This is a genomic window from Dyella marensis (assembly GCF_049532885.1).
Taxonomy (GTDB): domain Bacteria; phylum Pseudomonadota; class Gammaproteobacteria; order Xanthomonadales; family Rhodanobacteraceae; genus Dyella_D; species Dyella_D marensis.
On record NZ_CP064029.1, the window covers coordinates 2083836 to 2101991 of the forward strand.

Genomic DNA, 18156 nt, shown 5'->3' on the forward strand with positions numbered 1-18156 from the left:
GCCGCTATTCACATCACCGGCGCGTCTTCTTCGAGCGCACCAAGCACCCGCTCAACACCGCAAATCCCAAGCCCTCACCGCACACACGACGAACTCCACCTCACCCCCGGCTGCGAACCACCGCGCGGATCAAAGCTGATCGTCTCCGCCTTGCCCCCACGAGTGACCTTCAGCACCACCGGTTTGTCGAGGCTTTCCGCCATGGGATTGATGTCGACGCTGGCCTCCAGCACGTCGCCATCGCGCAGCCCCGCACGTTCCGCCGGAGACCCTTTAACCAACCCACCGATACTCGCCCCCGCCGTCAGCCGCACCGGCGACGCAAAGCCGAGATCGAAAATACGCACGTCTTCCTTCGCGGCATGCATGCACGGCCCGAAAGCGCCAGCCGCCGGCACGATAAGCTTCCCTTCCATCATGTCGTTCCAGTCCTGCACCGCCCAGGAGCCAACCCGCTTGGAAAGCACCGCCAGCCAGGTGCTGTGGTCTTCCGGCGCGCCGGCATTCATCCGCGCACTCATCTCGTTGGCCAGATCGAGCACGCTGACGCCGGCACCGTGCGCCTTGAGCTTGGCATCCAGGTCGGCCAGATACAGGGTGCCGCGGTTGTACGGAAGCATCCACGCATTGCGGCCCGACCACACGACGGCGGGAAGCGCGCTATTGGGCAGCGAGCGTTTCGCATTGGTGTAATAGCCGGCGCTCTGGCCGCTGACCAGCTCAAGATATTCGGCCGGCGTGTACAGCCCCGCCGCATCGGGCACGGTCAGCGCGATGTAATTGGCCAGGCCTTCGGTGTACCAGTCGCCTTCGATGTCTTCTTTCGCCAGATTGCGCGCAAGGCTGTGCACCATTTCGTGCGCCACCGTGTAGTGCAGTTCCGTAGTGTCGGGGCTCTGGCCCGGCGGCACGTAGAGCATGAAGGAATGCTCGGCGGCGCGGCCGCTGGGGTTCGCCACGCCGTCGAAGGAGCGGATCATGTAGCGATACGCGCGGTTGCCTTCGAGCTTGAACCCCTTGAGTTCCGCGGCGTAAGCCTTGGCAGCCCAACCGCCCGCCGCCTGCACCTGCTCCTGCGTCACGCCCAGGCCGTAGATCTGAAGCCCCGCATCCTTGGCCTGGCCCTGCGGCCGGAAGGTCTTGACCGGCCCCGCCAGGAACAGCGTGCCCAGTAGCTTGTCGGCGGTGAAGCTGCCCGCGTAATCGCCTTCGCCGTACGAGCTCACGCCCATGGCGCCCGGCGCGAGCTTCCAGTGCACCCGGGTCTTGAAACTGGCCTCGCCGATATCGGGCAAGGCCAGCACGCCGACGTAGCCGCCGGAAATGCCGCCGCCCGCCGCCTGCAGGTCGACCTGCGGGCCACGCTTCTTCGGCCGGCTGGGGGCGACGTGCATGCGGTAGGACACGTGCACCACGCCCGTCGCGGCGCGCGTCGTCGTCCAGGTCTGGAGGCTTCGCGGCCCGTCCTTGCGCACAAGCGCGGGGCCGGTGGGGAGCGCGCCGCGATCGTCGCTAAGGACAAGGTCCGCGACCTGGTCCGTGCTGCGTTCGAGCCCGGGTTCCAGCGTGTCCAGTTGCAGCGTCACCGGCGCGGCGGCCGGCGTTGCCGGCGTGTAGGCATAGCTGACGGCGATCCCGTCGGCGCCGCCGCCGCTGGCCTGCGTGGTGGACAGCGTGAGGTCGAGCGACGCGGCCGGCTTCTCGGCAGGCGTCGCGGCGAACGAGCTGGCGATCGAAGACGCCGCCAGGCCCAGGAAAACCACGGGGTAAAACAACGGGACGTTTTGAACGGAGCGCATGCCGGTACTGCCTTGGGGAAAACCGAAGGCTACAGCCTGCTAGCGGCCCGGCTCCAGTTCCGCCGCCACCGTCCGCAACAGGCGCGCCGCACGGGCGCGGTCGCTTTCGCCTTCGGTGGGGGCGATGGGCAGGTCCGGCGCGATGCCCGCTACTTCGTCGCTGCCATCTGCGCGCAATCGCATGCAGTTCGGCACGCGGAAGCGCAGGCGCGAATGCGCAAGCACCAAGGGCGGAACGTCGCCCATAAAACCGCAGCCATCGCCGCCGGTACGCACGCCGATGGTTTTCGCCGCGCCGTTGTCCTTCATCGTGGCCGCGAACATTTCGGCCGAGGAAAAGGTCTTGCCGTCGGTGAGCACATAAGCGGGGCCGGGCCAGGCGCCATAGAGATCCTGCACGATGGTCGACCACGCCAAGGCCTGCTCGGTAGTCTCGTCGCCATAGGCATGCGCGGGAAGGCCGGGCAGCGGGCCGTCGGCATAACCCGCGTCGATGACGCGGCGGCAGGCGACCTCGCGCCAAGCACGCCGTTCCTGCCACACCCAGGAGAGATCGCACGGCGCCGCGCCGAGGCTGGCCTTGCGCGCCTTGAACGCGGCCAGCGCTTTTTCCAGATCCGCCTTGGCCTTGCCGCCGGGCCTGGCTGCCAGCGCTTCGGTCAGGCCGTCGATCTCTTCGTCGAGATAACCTTTGCCCTCGGGCGCATCCACCACCAGCAGGCGCGACGAAGCGACCGGCCGCGTGCCGAACAGCCGCGGAATCCAGTCGCCGCTGTCGTCGCCGCCGCCGTTGTTGCCGACGTCGACGATCACCGCCTGCGCGCCCGCGCTGCGCAGCGCTTTCAGTTGCTCGGCCAGTTCCTTCAGCCATAGATAGCGCGCCGCTTCGCCGATGGCGGCGCGGGTGATCGGCGTCGCCGCCCGGCGCGCCTGCGCCCATGCGCGCAGACAGGCCTGCGGGAAGCCGCGCGCGCGGAACACCTGCAGGCGCACCAGGCCGATGCGCCGGCCGTCGACGTCGGCCATGCCGATGCGCAACACGCTGCTCTGCCCGTCGCCCAGCAGATGCACACCGGGCAGGCTTTCGAATGGCTGGCTGAAGGCGACGCTGGCGGTCGAGGCGTAGCCCATGGCCGCGCAGCCGGAGGCCGGATCGGCGGGATCCAGCGTCGCTTTCTCAGGTTCCGGCGCATCGCCTTGCGCCGGCAGCTGGGTGGCCAGCTCGGAGAGATGACCGTCGTGGAAGCCCGCGACGAAGGCGCGCAAGACATCGCGCGCCTCGGCGTCGCTATGGGCGGCGTCGAGGGCGAGTTCGGCGCGGTGGGCGAGGGCGGGTACGTCGATGCCGCTCTCGTAGGAGCCCATCCAGGCCAGGTTGACGTAGCGCACCTGCAGCGCCGTCTTCAGCTGCGCGAAGTCCGCGCGCCACGCGTGGGCGTCGTAAGGCGCGGGCGCGCTCGCCAGGGCGGTGGCCATCAAGGCTGCGCTCAGTAAGGGGGTCATCGTTGCCATCCTGCATCCGGTTCCGCCGCGGAGCTTAGGCCGCGGGCGCCGCCGCCGTCTTGGATCGCCGCGACGATTGGGATGCTACGAACAGCGCCGCAACGCGGTCGGCGCGCAGCCATAGGCCGCCTTGAACGCGCGGGACAGATGCGACTGGTCGCAGAACCCGCAGGCCAGCGCCACCTCGCCGAGCGGCACCTGCGTTTCGCTGACCAGGCGCAGCGCCTGCTCCAGCCGCAGCCTGCGCTGGTACTCGCCCGGCCCCAGGCCCAGCTCGCGGCGGAAGGCGCGGGCCAGGCGCGCGGGGTGGATGCCGCAGAGCGACGCCAGGCGAGCGATCGATAACGGCTGGTCCAGATGGGCGGCGATGCATTCGCGCGCCCTGGCGACACTGGCGGTGTCCTGCGTGCTGCGGTGCCCGGCATGGCGGCCGAACAGGGCGACGAGTTCCCACGAGAGGCCTTCCAATGCGGCGGGCGAATGCGTGTCGGCCACACGCAGTTCCTGGGCCATGCGCTGGCCCAGGCGTATCAGTTCCGGCGCGGTGGCGACGGGCGCTTCGGCCAGCGGCAGGCGCTCCTCCAGGTATTCCAGCATGGCCGCCGCGGGCGCAAGGCTGAGCTTCACCGCGCCGCCCGGAGCGAACAGCTGCGCATGCGGTTCGCCCGGCGGATAGAACAGCAGCGCGCCCGCGCCGTGCCAGGCGGAGCGGCCGCGGATGGTTTCTTCGTAGCGGCCGTTCAATACCAGGGTGAGGCTGGGTGTGGCGTGGCTGTGGACGGCCATCGGGGCGGAGCTGTAGCGCGAGATTCTGGCGTGGGCAGTGGCGGCAGAAGGGTGCATGGCTTGTCTCGCTGCAAGCCAGGTTGGGCTCGCCCACGGCGATCCTACTGAGACGCGGGCGCTGCATCCACCGGCATCACGCCGAGCGTATCCCCACGCGCATCCAGCAGCAGCGTCACGGGGTCGGGCAGCGGCGTGGGTGCGGATGCCTGCTCGCCGAGCAGGCTGCCGATGTCGTGGCGCAGCGTGACCAGGCACAGGCGCGGATCGTCCTCGCTCTCTTCGGGCGGCTGGCGCGGCGCGCTCATCACGTGATGGCAGGCCAGTTCGAAGGTGAGCAGATCGCGCAAGGCATCCACCGGCCAATGAATGGCCGGCGGATGGGCGAGCAGCCAGTGCGCGAAGCGATGGGCTTCGAGCAGGTATTGCAGGGTGCTTTCCGGCTCGTCGGCGAAATAGGCGTCGAGCACGCCGCCAAGAACCTCGCCGAGTCGGTGGCAAGTGCGCGGCAAGACGGAATGGATGGGGATGATGCGATTGATGCGATAGAGCGTGCAGTTCATGCGCATGCCGGAGCTGCGCGCCATGACCCACAGGCGCCGCCGCTCGCGTTGCGTCAAGGCGTAATCGTGCAACGCCCGCTGCGGTTGCGCGGCGACCTCGGCGCTGTGCAGCGGCGAGGCGATCAGATCGCCAAGCGCGCGCTGGAACTCGGCAAGGGACATGGCACGGTGCTCGCGGAGGGTTGCAGCGCCTGGCGCGCGAGTGCGATCTGCGCGAGTACGCCGTGGTCGCCCATCAGGGGAAAATACGATTCGAGGAATTCGAACGTCACGCCGCGCAGATTCGGACAGCGCGGCGCCACCAGGGCCAGCAGCTCGAATACTTCCGGCGGGCATGGCCCCGAGTGGGAATCCAGGTAGATGCCGTGCATGGTCGAGCCGCCGGCGATATGGATCTCCTGCACCGCATCGAGATTCAGCGCGTCGATAAAGTCGAGCGGCGAGCGGCCCAGGTTCTTCGCGTTCACATGCAGATTGTGCAGGTCCAGCAGCACGCCGCAGCCGGTGCGCGCGACCAGCGCATTGAGGAAGGCCGGCTCGCTCATCTCCGAAAACGGCACGGGCGTATATTCCACGCCGTTCTCGAACAGCATAGGCTGGCCGAGCACGTCCTGTGCTTGCTGGATGCGCGTGCCGAGCAGGTCGAGCAATTCCTCGTCCCACGGCAAGGGCAGGGCGAGACCCGCATGGTGATCGCTGCCCGCCGCCTGCGCGATGCGCACAGCGGCGAGATGCTCGCTGATCCAGGCGAAACCGTAGCGCGCTTGCCAGTCCTTGAGCTGGTGAACGTAGTCCAGATCGAACAACGATGCGCTGGCGATGGACAGCCCCACGCCGTGCGCCACCACGGGTTTCTTCGCCGCGATGCGATCGAGCAGATCGATCTCGTTGGGCAGCGGCACGAAGCGCTGGCTGGCGCCGCGGCCGTGGTCGTTCCAGAAGCGCTCGGGAATCACCGAATAGAAATCGACGGCGTCGGAGCAGTGCTCGACGAAATGCGCGAGAGACGGGTTGAACAACACCCCGACGCCGATCGAGTGACGCTTGAACATGTGGCGGTAACCGTCGGATCAGGCGGCTGCGGTCCGCGCGCCGATCTGCGCGTTGGCGCGTTCGACGACGTGGGCGGCTTCGGACGCGACCAGGATCACCGGGTCATCCGAGATGTGGTACGGGACACCCGAGGTGCAGGCCGGGCACCCGGTCAGGCCGCGGATGATTTCCTGGCGCAGCTTTTCGTACTTGGACGCTTCGGCAAACGAGGCGCCCTTCGGCAGGTACAGCTTGAGCACCGGCTGGCCATTGGTATGTTCGAGCCGGAACTCGGCAGCGCGTTTATTGGACATGACGTTCTCCAGATTCATCGGTAGTGGCTCCGCGAGGGCGGAGCGGCGGCTACTGTGCGCCTGGCGAAAGCGGGGCCGCATCCATCAGTGGTGCTATGCGGCCTTCGTGCGTGCGTCGTAGGGGAACGCTGACATGGGCTGGTGGGCTTGGCTGATGGCGCATGAGCGATGCATGGCCGGGTTGATGCATGGTTGTCCTTACGCGCCAGCCAAGGCCACCGCATCCGCTCCGGCCGGCAGGCGCATCGGGCTGTCCGGTTCGTTGACGGCGCGCCATACCGCCTCGGCGACGTCGGACGAGTGCGTTACCGGAGCGGTGGACTGCGCCCAGTCATCGAAGATCTTCCTGGCCAGCTCGGCGTAGGCCTCGTGGACGCCGTCCTGCATGCGCGACCGTGCGTTCTCGCCGAAACGCGTTTCCGGCGCGCGCCCCGGCAACACCAGCCGCACGCGGATATGGAACGGTTCCAGCTCCAGCGCCAGCGATTCGGTGAACGCATTCACGGCCGCCTTGCTGGCGGTGTAGACGGACAGCAGATGCAGCGGCTTGAGCGTGACGCTGGAGGTGACGTTGACGATAACGCCACCCTGGCGCTGGCGGAACTGCGGCAGCACGGCCTGGGTCACGGCGATGGTGCCGAGGGTGTTGGTCTCGAACAGTTCGCGCGCGGCGTCCATCGGAATCCCTTCCAGCGCGTTGAGCAAGCCGATGCCGGCGTTGTTGACGAGGGCATCGATGGGGCCGGCGGCATCGATGAGCTGGCGAATGCTGTGCGGGTCGGTCACGTCGAGCGGCAGTACGCGCAGTTGCGGCGAGGGTGGCAGCAAGTCCTCGCGCGGCGTGCGCATGGTGGCGATGACGTTCCAGCCGCGGTGGAGGAAATGGCGGGCGGTTTCGAGGCCGAAGCCGGACGAGCAGCCGGTGATCAGGACGGTTTTCATGCGGGTTCCTGTGGGGCGGAGGCGATGCACCCACGATAGGCAGCGCGAGCCGGACGGGCTACCATCGGAAGTCCATATTTCATTGGCAACAGTCCAGACGTGGCCGACCCACTCTCGGAAGTCGTCACCTTGCTGCAGCCCTCGGCCGGGTTTTCCAAGCTCGTCAGCGCCGCTGGCCGCTGGCGAGTGCGCCGCACCGAGGTCGGGCGGCCGTTCTACTGCGCGGTACTGGAGGGCTCGCTTCGGCTCGCGGTGGAGGGGCGCGAGCCGCAGGTACTGCAGGCTAACGATTTCGTGCTGATCCCCGCCGCGCAGAACTTCAGCACCTCCAGCCTCGATCCGCCGGACGATCTGGTGGACCTGCTGCCCACGCTGCTGCCCAGCGGCGAATTCCGGCTCGGCGCGCCGGAGCACCCGGCGCAAGTGCGCATGATGGTCGGCTATTGCACCTTCGCTTCGCCGGATGCGGCCATGCTGGTGTCGCTGCTGCCGCAACTGGTCCACGTGCGCGACGAAAAGCGCCTCGGCACCCTGGTGCGGCTGGTCAATGAGGAATCGCGTGCGGAGCGGGCGGGGCGCGATGCCGTGCTGACGCGCCTGCTGGAAGTGCTGTTGATCGAAGCCTTGCGCTCCACGGCGGGCGCCGCCACTTCGCCGGGCCTGCTGCGCGGCCTGGCCGATACGCGCGTTGCGGTGGCGTTGCGGCGCATGCACGAGCTGCCGGCGCAGGCTTGGACAGTGGCGCAACTGGCGAAGGAGGCGGCGCTGTCGCGCTCGGCGTTCTTCGAGCGTTTCAGCCGCACGGTGGGCGTGGCGCCGATGGAATACCTGCTGGCCTGGCGCATGGCGCTCGCCAAGAAGTGGTTGGGCGATAAAGAGCTCGGCATCGCGGATGTGGCCGAGCGGGTGGGGTATAGCTCGGCGAGTACGTTCAGCGTGGCGTTTACGCGGCATGTCGGTGTGCCGCCGGCGCGTTACGCACGCGCGCAAGCATCGTTGCCGGCTGCGTGATGCCTTAAAGGCAGAATAATCGGAAGGATTAATCCTTATCGGATTTATTGCATACGCAATACGGGCGCGCGCCTACACCCACGAAGAGGTGGCCTCCGGGTGCACGGTGCATCGGCGAACGTCTGACTTCCCGGTCACCCAAGCCTTGCAGAGAACGCAGGGTCATGATTTCAACGTGGCGGTCAGCCTCCTGCTTTTCGGGGGGAGGAAGCCTGGCGGCCTGGACGGGTGTGGCTGAAAACTTCGCTGCGAGTTTCACTGGCGTGGCGCTGGTCGCCTATATGTCGCGTTTTGTCTCATCGGGTCATGCCGGCGCCCAGTACGCAGCGCTGACATGCGCCTACTCATTGTTCGGCCGCGTGCTCAGTGGCTTGTCAGGCTGGCTCGTCCAAGGCGCGGCGCACGGGCAGGGAGGTACTTCAGCGTATGCGGTGTTCTTCACCCTGGCGGTGTTTGCGGCTTTGCCGGCCATCATGCTGCTGCCCAAGGTCGAAGGGCTTGGTGGACGTCGCGAGCGTGCAGCACGTGGCACGGAAGATGCCATCTCGATGCGTGAAGCGAACAAGGCCGCCTAGCCAATCACGGCCAATCAGCGAAGTGGGCACTGCAATAGCTCTTCACAGGAGGGCCGCCTCTTAACCGAGATGCGCGGCGGCCAATCGGGCATGGTCTCCACTCACGTTGCCCAGGGCCCGAACAATGAAGCGCGACCCCAGTGCGGTGCGTGCATGCACGGGCACCAAGAAGCGGACATACCAGCCCGAGGGTCGGCGGAAGAGGAGCGGCTTTGGCATGACGCGATACCTCAAACGATACCTAGAGAAGGTCGTTTCGAGGATCGTTGAGTTCCAAAAAAGCATCGGCCGATCAGTGGTTTAAGCTGATCGGCCGACAGGTTTTGGTGGAGGTGGCGGGAGTCGAACCCGCGTCCGAAGGCGTTTGACGCCCGGTACTACATGCTTAGCTCACCGTTAGATCTCATCCCGCGACAGCACAGTGTGCGAAGCGCATCGAAGGACCAGCCTGCTTGATTTAACCCTTACCGACAGGCGGCAGCTTTGGGCGATCTCGTGATAGTGACCCTACATCCACGAGCACGAGCACAAGTGGGTTCGGGGCTAGGCCTTAAGCGGCCAGAGCGTAGTTGTCGTCGTTGGCAACTATAAGTTTGCAACTGGATTTACGAGGAAAGTCGCCCCCTCGGCATGCACCAAGCTATCTCACTACCCCCGTCGAAGCCAGGACACCCCCGGGGAAAAGATTGCTGGAACGCGACAGTATATGGAGCCGCACGGGCTCACTTCAAGCTTGCGGATGCACCGCACTCTGCCGCTATCGTTGGCCCACGCAGACGACAGGGGAAAGCGCATGACCAGGGTTCGGCTGGCGGTACAGAGCGATGCGGGCGCGCTGACGGAATTGCGCTGCGCCTTTCTTGAGGAAATGGGGCAGCGGCTGCCGGATGGCTTCTCCGATCATCTGCGCGACTGGATCGAAACCGCGCTGCAGGCCGGCCGGCTGCATGCCTGGCTGGCGGAGCACGAGGGGCGGGTGGTGGGCAGTGCGGCGGTCAATCCTTATCCGCACATGCCTTCGGCGAATTATCCGACGGGGCAGGGCTGGTACCTGCTCAATGTCTACGTGAAGCCGGCGCAGCGGCAGGGCGGCATCGGTACGGCGCTGCTGGCGGCGGTGGGCTCGGCGGCGCGGGAGCAGGGCGTAGATGCGCTGACCCTGCATGCCAATGCGCGGGCCAGGGCGCTGTACGAGCGCCACGGGTTCAAATCGTCGAACGATGCGATGAAGCTGGGCCTCGCCTGAGGCCGCAGCTTTAAGGCCAGGCCTCAGGCGCGGTTGTGGGCGCGCATGGTGCGCTGCTTCTCGCGCTGCCAGTCGCGTTCCTTCTCGGTCTCGCGCTTGTCGTGCGCCTGCTTGCCGCGGGCCACGCCCACTTCGACCTTCACCTTGTTGCCCTTCCAGTACATGGCCATGGGCACCAGGGTGTAGCCCTTGCGTTCCACCGCGCCGACGAGCTGGTCGATCTCCTCGCGGTGCAGCAGCAGCTTGCGCGTGCGGCGGTCCTCGGCCACCACGTGGGTGGAGGCGCTGATCAGCGGCGGGATCGAGGTGCCCACCAGGAAGATCTCGCCCCTCAGCACGATGGCGTAGCTGTCGCCGAAATTGATGCGGCCGGCGCGCAGCGCCTTCAGCTCCCAGCCCTGCAGGGCGATGCCCGCCTCGTAGCGCTGGTCGATGTAGTACTCGTGGCGCGCGCGCTTGTTGAGCGCGATGGTGCCGCTGCCTTTGTTGTCTTTGTCCTTAGCCTTGGCCATGTCCGCTAAACTTCGGGGCCGACGACCCCGCTGGCGATGCGGCCGGGGGCCGCACCGAGTGATTCGAAGAAGAGGCTGATGTGATCGAGATCCGCCGCAGCGCGCTGGTGAAGTATTCCCCGGCGCAGATGTTCGACCTGGTCAACGATGTCGAAGCATACCCAAAGCGTTTCCCCTGGTGTGCCGGCGCCGACGTGCTGGAGCGCGGGGAGAACATGCTGGTGGCGCGGCTGGATCTCAAGTTCGCCGGCCTGCGCCAGAGTTTCACCACCCGCAATACCACCGAGCGTCCGCACCGGCTGCACATGAGCCTGGTGGAAGGGCCGTTCCGCAGCCTGGACGGCGTGTGGGACTTTCTGGCCCTGGGCGATGCCGGCTGCAAGATCAACTTCGCCCTCGATTTCGACTATGCCGGCGGATTGGCCGGCGCCGCGCTGAAGATGGGTTTCCAGGCGCTGGCCAGCCGCATGGTGGAGGATTTCGTCCGCGAGGCAGAGCGCGCCTATGGCTGAGCGCATCGCGGTGGAAGTGGCCTATGCCGAAGCGGGCCGCCAGTGGGTGTTGCCGGTGGAGCTGCCGGCCGGCGCCACGGTAATGCAGGCGATCGAGGCGTCCGGCTTGATGGCGCAAGTGCCGGGGCTGCAGGTCGACCCGGCGCGGCTGGGTGTGTTTTCCCGCAAGGCAGCGCCGGACCAGCTGCTGGAAGACGGCGACCGGGTGGAAATCTACCGGCCGCTCAGCCTCGATCCGAAAGAGGCGCGCCGGCGGCGCGCCCAGAACCCGTAAGGCTTAGTTGCCGCCGTTGTTGCCGGTCGGGAAGGTGTTGCCGTCCTTCTTCTGCTCTTCCGGCGTCTTGGTCTTGTCGCCCGAGGTCTCGTCCACCGGGTAGCCGGCGCGGAACTTCTTCTGCTCCTCGACCAGCTTCTTGGCGTCCTCGGCGAAGAAATCGCCTTCGGTGCGCACCAGGCTGTCGTTATTGAAGCTCAGGCTCAGCGTGCGCACCTTGATCGGGCCGCCGCGGTGCTGCTGGGTGGACACGTAGTCCCAACGGTTCTGGTCGAACGGGGTGGCCACCGAGGGCGAGCCCATCAGCACCAGCACCTGGCGCTTGGTCATGCCGGGCTTGAGCTGATCCACGTTCTTCTTGTCGAGCAGGTTGCCCTGCTGCACGTCGGGGGTATAGACGAGTCGGCAGCTGGCCAGGGACAGGCCCAGCAAGGCGAAACCCAGCGTGCGGATCAGCTTGTGCATGCGTGTTGCGTCCGGATCGTGAAGGTGGCGGATGATACACTATCGAGTTGATGGCACCGTGTGCCTGGAGGTCGAGCGATGGAACAGGAAACCAAGGAACTGCGCAAAGCCGGGCTGAAAGTGACCCACCCCCGCATGCGCATCCTGCAGATTCTTGAGGAGGAGGAGGCTCACCACCTCACCGCCGAGGACATCTACAAGAAGCTGCTCGCCCACCAGGAAGACATCGGCCTGGCCACCGTGTACCGGGTGCTGACCCAGTTCGAGGCCGCCGGCATCGTGGTGAAGCACAATTTCGAAGGCGGCCAGGCCGTCTACGAACTGGATCGCGGCAAGCATCACGATCACATGATCGACGTGGACAGCGGAAAAGTGATCGAGTTCGTCAGCGAGGAGATCGAACGCCTCCAGCATGAAATCGCGGCGCGGCATGGGTATGTGATCGAGGATCACAGCTTGGTGCTGTATGTGAGGCCGAAGCCGCGGGCGCGTTGAGGTTCGGTGGGATTGGAAAAGGCCGGTGGCATAGCCACCGGCTTTTCTTTTGCCCCCTCTCCCCTCCGGGGAGAGGGCTGGGGTGAGGGGGCGGGCGGAGCGGGGCGCTGAGGGTCGAGAAAAGCCCTGAAGAGCTTTTCCTCGCTTCGTAGAAAGCCCGTGGCTAGAGCGGCCCCTCATCCGGCTGCCGCCACCTTCTCCCCGGAGGGGAGAAGGGACTCATTCCTGGAGGGGGGCGGCGGAAAAACCTTCGCCCATAAAAAAAGCCGCGGGAGGACTCCTGTCCACCCGGCGGCTGATCCGCTACCGATCGGCTTCCTGACGGGGCGAATTGCTCGCCAGTTTGTCAGGCTATGCCCTCCGGTAGCGGAGGAACGGCTTCCTGCCGTTCTTCATGCCCACCGTCCCCACGGTTGGCATGGCTCACCATCTTGCGATGGTGGCTCCCCCACATCGATGGGAAGGATGCTAACGAGCTGTTCACGAGCCCGGTATTGGAAAATTTCCTAGAAGTGGGAACTTTCTGGAACGGTTTACAAACGCTGTGTGAAGCCGTTCGCATTGCTGCTGCGCAGCAGTATGCGCAGGTGCACGCCCTGCGATTCCGGGCGCAGGCGGAATACGCCGCCCAGCGAGGTCACGCGGTCGCGCATGCCCTGCAGGCCGCGGCCGCCGCGCGGCATGCGGGTGGGCAGGCCCACGCCGTCGTCGCGGATATCCAACAGCGCCAGCGCGCCGCCCTGGCGCTCGCCGATGCGCAAACGCAGCTGGAAAGTGGAGGCCTGCGCATGCTTCACCGCATTCGTCGCGCTCTCCTGCACCAGGCGGTAGATGGCGGTGCGGGTGTCTTCGTCCAGCAGGCGCGGGTCGCCGTGCAGGTCGGTGCGGTAGATGACGCCGGCGGTGGCGAGCAGATCGCGGATGGGGCCTTCGTCCAGCGCGCGCAACAGGCCGAATTCGTCGAGCACGGCGGGGCGCAGGTCGTCCAGCAGGCGATGCAGCGCGCGGCGCATATGGCCCAGGATGCCGTTGATCGACAGGCCGATATCGTCCATGCCCGCTTGCGCCAGGCGCGCCTGCGCCAGCTTCAGGTGGGTGGAGATCGCGGTGAGGTTCTGGCCGAGTTCGTCGTGCAGTTCGGCGGCCATGTGGCGGCGCTGGTTTTCCTCGGCCTGCAGGTTGCCGCGCGCGGCGTCGCGCAGCTGGCGGGCGAGCTGGTCCAGGCGGCGATTCACCGCGGCCAGGTACACGTTCTGCTCGGCCACGCGCTCGCTGCTGCGGCGTAGCGCGTCGGTGGCCGCGCCCAGCATCAGCGCGCCGGTGCCGGCGACGGCGAGGAACAGCTGCGCGGGGGCTTCCGGCGCGGGGCGGCCGGCGAAATGGTCGACCACCGTCATGCCCAGGCTGGAAATGAGCATGGCCAGGCTGGCGCCGCGCCAGCCGTGGCGGAACGCGAAGAACAGCACCGGCGCCAGCGACAGAATGCGCGCGAACTGCGGTTGCGGCGCGGGGTGCGAAGAAAGCAGCAGCAGAATCGCCAGCGCCGGCAGCATCACCAGCAGGCCGTCCATGGTGAGGTTGGCCAGCGCGCGATGCTCCAGATGCGCGCGGAACAGCATGATCAGCAGCGGCACCACCAGCAAGGTGCCGACGTAATTGCCCAGCAGGTCCTGGCCCAGCGCGCGCATCAGCAGCTGCGAGGAAGGCACGGCGTGCACGGCGGTGAGGATCGCCGCATCCACCACCGTGGTCGCCGCCACGGTGAACGCCGCCGACAGCAGCAGGCGCGAGACGTCTTCCGGGTCGCGCATGCTCACGTGCAGCTGCGCGCGGCGCATCAGCCACAGGCACAGCGTCACCACGACCGGTTCCGGCAGCTCGCCCAGGATCAGCCCCTGCCAGCCCAGCGGCATGCCCTGGGTCAGCGCCAGCAGGGTGGTGGCGCCGAATTCGGCGAACAGCAGCCACGGCCACATCCGCGTGGGCGACAGCAGCAGGGCGCCGAAGCGCAGGCCGTAGGGCAGCATCCAGTATGGCTGCTCGGTCGGCCACAGCAGCAGCCACAGCAGGAAATAGCCGACGCAGGCGAAGATGCCGGCCCAGGGCAGGAACAGGGGTCTCGAAAGCATGGCGGCGATGGTACATGCGGCCAACGGGGGAGCGAGGGGCGGGGGAGCAAGAGTGAGGTGCGTCGCTCCGGCCGGACCCTCATCCGGCTGCCGCCACCTTCTCTCCCACGGGGACTACCTTCGGGTCGCCGGAGGGAGAAGGATTCCAGCGTGGGGGCTGAGGTGGGCCCGTGGGCAAAGGGCGGGGGGCTGCTATACAGTGCGGACCCATGTACAGCATTGTCCTGGTCGATGACCACGCCATAGTCCGCGAAGGCTTCAAGCGGCTGATCGAATTGGAGCCGGACCTCGAGGTGGTGGCCGAGTGCCGCAGCGCCGACGACGCGGTGGAAGCCGTGAGCCAGCGCCGCCCCGACCTGGTCGCCCTGGACCTCTCCCTGCCCGATGGCAGCGGCCTGCCGCTGATCGAGCACCTGCGCAGCGTGGCCGACCAGACCCGCATCGTGGTGCTGAGCATGCACGACGGCGAGCCCTATGTTTCCGAAGCGCTGCGCCGCGGCGCCAGCGGCTACGTCACCAAGGGCGTGGCGCCGGAGGAGCTGGTGGCCGGCCTGCGCGCGGTGATGCAGGGCGAGTGTTTCCTGAGCTCCGATTTGCGCCAGCGCCGCGCCGAACGGCCGAGCGAGGCGCTGGATCCGATCAACCGCCTCACCAGCCGCGAGCGCGAGGTGTTTCTGCTGCTGGCGGAAGGGCGCGCGCCGAAGCAGGTGGCGGGTGAGCTGGGGATCGGGCAGAAGACCGTCTACATCCACCGCGCCAGCCTGATGGGGAAGCTGGGGGCGGGGTCGGAACTGGATCTTTACCGTATGGCGAGCGAGCGGGGGTTGTTGCCGCGGCGCGAGGGGAAGGGCTGAGGCTTCAGCGTTCAAAGCTGGCCGCAACCTTTCCCGTCATTCCGGCGTAGGCCGGAATCCAGTAGCGGGGCGCCTGATAAATGCGTGGGCGTTCAAAGGCATGGCCTTTGTGCTTTTCGCGATAATCCGACGCTGACGTCACTGGATTCCTGCCTGCGCAGGAATGACGAGCAAAAGCTCAGGCCGTCTGCGCCCTATCCAGCATCTGCTTCGCGTGCGCCCGCGTCTCCTTGGTGATCTCCACCCCGCCCAGCATCCGCGCCAGCTCGTCGCGACGTCCGTTCGCATCCAGCTTCTCGATCCGCGTCTGCGTCGAACTGCCGTCGCTGTGCTTGCTCACGCGCAGGTGCGCATGGCCCTGCGCCGCCACCTGCGGCAGATGGGTGACGCACAGCACCTGCCGCTGGCCGCCCAGGGCGCGCAGCTTCTGGCCGACCACTTCGGCGACGGCGCCGCCGATGCCGGTGTCCACTTCGTCGAACACCATGGTGCCGACCGTGTCCTTGCCCAGCGTGGCCACTTCGATGGCCAGGCTGATGCGCGCCAGTTCGCCGCCGGATGCCACCTTGCGCAGCGGGCGCGGCGGCTGGCCGGGGTTGGCGCTGACCAGCAGCTCGCAGCGTTCGCGGCCCTGCGGGTCCGGTTCGTCGCTGCCGGCTGGTTCCAGCTCGATCACCAGCTGGCCGCCGGCCATGCCCAGTTCCGACATCAGCGCGCCGACTTCCTTGCCCAGTTTGGCGGCGGCCGCGGCGCGGGCCTTGCTCAGCCTGGTGGCGGCGGCGTCGTAGTCGCGGCGCAGCTGGTCGCGCTGGGCGGCGAGTTGTTCCAGCGCTTCGCCGGCGCCTTCCAGTTCGGTGAGTTCCGCGCGCAGGGCGGCGGTTTTCTCGTGCAGGTCGGACACCGGCGTGCGGTGCTTGCGCGAGAGCTCGTGCAGGCGGGTGAGGTGGGTGTCGACCTCGGTGTAGCGCTCCGGGTCCAGGTCCACGTCCTGGGCGTAGCGATTGAGGCCGTCGGCGGCTTCGCCCAGCTGGATGGCGGCGTCGTCCAGTAGCTGCAGCAGCGGGGCGAGGCGGTCGTCCAGGGCGGCCAGCTTGTCCAGGTCGGCGTGGGCGCGGGCCAGGGCGCGGCTGAGCGCCAGCTCGCTGTCGCCGTCGATCAGCTCGGCCACGCCGGAGGCGCCTTCGGCCAGCCGGCCGGCATTGGCCAGGCGCTTGTGGCTGGCTTCCAGCTCCGCCAGTTCGGCCGGGGCCAGCACCCATTGCTCCAGTTCCGCCGCCTCGTGGCGCAGCAGTTCCAGGCGCTGCTCGCGGTCTTCGCCGCCGCTGAGCTTGCGGATGCGCGCGCCGGCCTCGCGCCACTGCACGGCGCTGTCGCGGGCCTGGGCCAGCAGTTCGTCGTGGCCGGCGTAGGCGTCCAGCAGTGCCATCTGGTGGGCGCGGGAGAGCAGGGCCTGGTGCTCGTGCTGGCCGTGGATTTCCACCAGCAGGGTGGCCAGCTCGCCGAGCTGGCTGGCGCTGGCCGGACGGCCGTTGATCCAGGCGCGCGAGCTGCCCTCGGCGCGGATCACCCGGCGCAGGCGGCAGCTGCCGTCCTCTTCGTCCAGTTCCTCGCTGCGCAGCCATTCGCGCGCCTCGGGCAGGGCGGCCAGGTCGAATTCGGCGGCCAGTTCCGCGCGGTCGCTGCCGGCGCGGACCATGCCGCTGTCGGCGCGGCCGCCGGCCAGCAGCAGCAGGGCGTCGACCTGCAGGGACTTGCCGGCGCCGGTCTCGCCGCTGACCACGGTAAGGCCTGGGCCGAAGGCGATCTCGGCTTCTTCTACTACTGCGAAATGGCGGACGTAGAGCGAGGTAAGCATGGGGTATCGCGTCGGTGAGTCGGAGGATTGTAAAGGCAGACCCCGGCGGGGAGGAGCGGGCCTGAACGCCCCCGGTACCAGCCCCCGCCTGTCCGGTTTTCTTGCAAACTAGCGGACCAAACCTTATTTCTTAGCCGTCTCACGGATTGCCACAGCGCGCATGTCACGACCTCTCGCCCACGACCTGGATATCCGCGCCCGGCGGCTGCTGCGCACGCTGATCGCGCAGTACCTGGCCGACGGCGAGCCGGTGGGATCGCGCACCCTGTCGCGCTCCTCCGGGCTGGACGTCAGCCCCGCCACCATCCGCAACATCATGGCCGACCTGGAAGACGCCGGCCTGGTCGCCTCGCCGCACACTTCGGCCGGCCGCGTGCCGACGCCGCGCGGCCTGCGCCTGTTCGTGGACAGCCTGATCGAGCTGCAGCCGCTGCCGCACGAGGAAATGGCCCGCCTGCAGCGCGAGCTGCCGGCCGGCCCCACCACCACGCGCGACCTGCTGGGCAACGTGTCCAGCCTGCTCTCGGCCATGACCCATTTCGCCGGCGTGGTCACGGTGCCGCGGCAGGTGGATTTCCCGCTGCGCCATATCGACTTCGTGGCCCTGCCGGAGGCGCGCGTGCTGGTGATCCTGGTGTTCTCGGACAACCAGGTGCAGAACCGCGTGATCCAGCTGGCCAAGCCGCTGGACCCGGGCGAGCTGGAACAGGCCGCCAATTACCTCAATGCGCATTTCGCCGGGCTGCGCCTGGACGACATCCGCGCCCACCTGCTGCGCGAGCTGCGCGAGGCCAGCAGCGAACTGAACCGGATGATGTCCAGCACGGTGGAGCTCGCCGCCGCCTCGTTCGCGCCGCAGAGCGAGAGCGACGACGTGCTGGTCAGCGGCCAGACCAACCTCATGGGCTACGCCGAACTGGCCAACCTGGAGCGCCTGCGCGAGCTGTTCGAGGCGTTCCAGAAGAAAAACGAGCTGCTGCAGCTGATGGAAGTGTGCGCCCGGGCGCCGGGCGTGCGGCTGTTCATCGGCGAGGAATCGGGCTTCGCGGCACTGGACGGCTGCAGCGTGGTCACCGCCACCTACGGCACCCAGGGGCGCGTGCTGGGGGCGGTCGGGGTGATCGGCCCCACCCGCATGGCCTACGAGCGGGTGATCCCGGTCGTGCAGGCCACGGCCGGCGTGCTGAGCGACGCCTTGAATCGCGCCGCCACGGCCTTATAACCGCCACGGGAGGCGGGGTTACCCGCGCAATGTAGGGAGGTCGGCACGCCGTGCCGGCCATGTTTGGGTT

19 protein-coding genes and 1 other RNA gene are annotated in these 18156 nt (G+C 67.6%); 8 read left to right on the forward strand and 12 right to left on the reverse strand.

The genetic code is table 11. The features are described from left to right. Positions 1-74 precede the first annotated feature (74 nt). The 7 genes from ISN75_RS09215 to ISN75_RS09245 form a co-directional block, all read right to left on the reverse strand. Positions 75-1799 carry a hypothetical protein gene (locus ISN75_RS09215; RefSeq protein WP_343821375.1) on the reverse strand — a complete coding sequence of 575 codons (1725 nt, stop codon included), beginning with the start codon at positions 1797-1799 and terminating at the stop codon, positions 75-77. A gap of 39 nt (positions 1800-1838) precedes the next feature. After that, the gene (locus tag ISN75_RS09220; protein ID WP_343821374.1) at positions 1839-3302 is read right to left on the reverse strand and encodes a S41 family peptidase; all 1464 of its coding nucleotides are present in this window, start codon (positions 3300-3302) and stop codon (positions 1839-1841) included. An 84-nt stretch (positions 3303-3386) separates the two neighbouring features. Next, the gene (locus ISN75_RS09225; protein ID WP_343821373.1) at positions 3387-4145 is read right to left on the reverse strand and encodes an AraC family transcriptional regulator; all 759 of its coding nucleotides are present in this window, start codon (positions 4143-4145) and stop codon (positions 3387-3389) included. A 44-nt stretch (positions 4146-4189) separates the two neighbouring features. Beyond that, entirely contained in the window at positions 4190-4810 is a 621-nt protein-coding gene (locus ISN75_RS09230) for a hypothetical protein (RefSeq protein ID WP_343821372.1), read from the reverse strand. Next, positions 4771-5700, reverse strand: coding sequence for a DUF692 domain-containing protein (locus tag ISN75_RS09235; RefSeq protein WP_343821370.1), 930 nt, complete (start codon positions 5698-5700; stop codon positions 4771-4773). The genes ISN75_RS09230 and ISN75_RS09235 overlap by 40 nt, the downstream gene beginning before the upstream one ends. 18 nt (positions 5701-5718) lie before the next feature. Further along, positions 5719-6012, reverse strand: a complete 294-nt coding sequence (locus ISN75_RS09240; RefSeq protein WP_343821368.1) for a hypothetical protein — start codon at positions 6010-6012, stop codon at positions 5719-5721. 180 nt (positions 6013-6192) lie between these two features. After that, positions 6193-6936 carry an SDR family oxidoreductase gene (locus tag ISN75_RS09245; RefSeq protein ID WP_343821366.1) on the reverse strand — a complete coding sequence of 248 codons (744 nt, stop codon included), beginning with the start codon at positions 6934-6936 and terminating at the stop codon, positions 6193-6195. 99 nt (positions 6937-7035) lie between these two features. Here ISN75_RS09245 and ISN75_RS09250 point away from each other — a divergent pair, with 99 nt between their 5' ends. Together ISN75_RS09250 and ISN75_RS09255 are read left to right on the forward strand one after the other, a co-directional pair. Next, positions 7036-7947 (forward strand): AraC family transcriptional regulator, encoded by a 912-nt coding sequence (locus ISN75_RS09250; RefSeq protein ID WP_343821364.1) that lies wholly within the window; start codon positions 7036-7038, stop codon positions 7945-7947. Between the two features lie 230 nt (positions 7948-8177). After that, on the forward strand, positions 8178-8522 hold the full coding sequence (locus tag ISN75_RS09255) for a hypothetical protein (protein WP_343821363.1): 345 nt from the start codon (positions 8178-8180) through the stop codon (positions 8520-8522). A gap of 324 nt (positions 8523-8846) precedes the next feature. Here the strand turns inward: ISN75_RS09255 and ssrA are convergent. Then, positions 8847-9198: a transfer-messenger RNA gene (gene ssrA, locus ISN75_RS09260) on the reverse strand. 117 nt (positions 9199-9315) lie between these two features. On the opposite strand from ssrA, the gene ISN75_RS09265 reads away from it, so the two are divergent. Next, positions 9316-9768 carry a GNAT family N-acetyltransferase gene (locus ISN75_RS09265; protein ID WP_168649531.1) on the forward strand — a complete coding sequence of 151 codons (453 nt, stop codon included), beginning with the start codon at positions 9316-9318 and terminating at the stop codon, positions 9766-9768. Positions 9769-9791: 23 nt separating this feature from the next. On the opposite strand, the gene smpB is transcribed toward ISN75_RS09265, so the two are convergent. Continuing rightward, entirely contained in the window at positions 9792-10280 is a 489-nt protein-coding gene (gene smpB / locus ISN75_RS09270; protein ID WP_343821361.1) for an SsrA-binding protein SmpB, read from the reverse strand. A gap of 80 nt (positions 10281-10360) precedes the next feature. Here smpB and ISN75_RS09275 point away from each other — a divergent pair, with 80 nt between their 5' ends. After that, positions 10361-10792 (forward strand): SRPBCC family protein, encoded by a 432-nt coding sequence (locus tag ISN75_RS09275; RefSeq protein ID WP_167257705.1) that lies wholly within the window; start codon positions 10361-10363, stop codon positions 10790-10792. Then, positions 10785-11066, forward strand: coding sequence for an RnfH family protein (locus ISN75_RS09280; RefSeq protein ID WP_343821359.1), 282 nt, complete (start codon positions 10785-10787; stop codon positions 11064-11066). Before ISN75_RS09275 ends, ISN75_RS09280 begins: the two co-directional genes overlap by 8 nt. Positions 11067-11069: 3 nt before the next feature. On the opposite strand, the gene ISN75_RS09285 is transcribed toward ISN75_RS09280, so the two are convergent. Further along, positions 11070-11531 carry an outer membrane protein assembly factor BamE gene (locus tag ISN75_RS09285; protein WP_167257703.1) on the reverse strand — a complete coding sequence of 154 codons (462 nt, stop codon included), beginning with the start codon at positions 11529-11531 and terminating at the stop codon, positions 11070-11072. A gap of 78 nt (positions 11532-11609) precedes the next feature. Here ISN75_RS09285 and fur point away from each other — a divergent pair, with 78 nt between their 5' ends. Beyond that, positions 11610-12026, forward strand: coding sequence for a ferric iron uptake transcriptional regulator (gene fur, locus ISN75_RS09290; protein WP_343821357.1), 417 nt, complete (start codon positions 11610-11612; stop codon positions 12024-12026). A 533-nt stretch (positions 12027-12559) separates the two neighbouring features. Here fur and ISN75_RS09295 read toward each other — a convergent pair. Continuing rightward, positions 12560-14155 carry an MASE1 domain-containing sensor histidine kinase gene (locus ISN75_RS09295; protein ID WP_167257701.1) on the reverse strand — a complete coding sequence of 532 codons (1596 nt, stop codon included), beginning with the start codon at positions 14153-14155 and terminating at the stop codon, positions 12560-12562. Between the two features lie 209 nt (positions 14156-14364). Here ISN75_RS09295 and ISN75_RS09300 point away from each other — a divergent pair, with 209 nt between their 5' ends. Continuing rightward, positions 14365-15009 carry a response regulator transcription factor gene (locus ISN75_RS09300; protein ID WP_026634366.1) on the forward strand — a complete coding sequence of 215 codons (645 nt, stop codon included), beginning with the start codon at positions 14365-14367 and terminating at the stop codon, positions 15007-15009. Between the two features lie 178 nt (positions 15010-15187). Here ISN75_RS09300 and recN read toward each other — a convergent pair whose 3' ends face one another. After that, entirely contained in the window at positions 15188-16864 is a 1677-nt protein-coding gene (recN, locus tag ISN75_RS09305; protein WP_343821356.1) for a DNA repair protein RecN, read from the reverse strand. Positions 16865-17024: 160 nt separating this feature from the next. On the opposite strand from recN, the gene hrcA reads away from it, so the two are divergent. Beyond that, a complete protein-coding gene (hrcA, locus tag ISN75_RS09310) occupies positions 17025-18086 on the forward strand; it encodes a heat-inducible transcriptional repressor HrcA (RefSeq protein ID WP_167257699.1) in 1062 nt (353 codons plus the stop codon). Positions 18087-18156 lie beyond the last annotated feature (70 nt).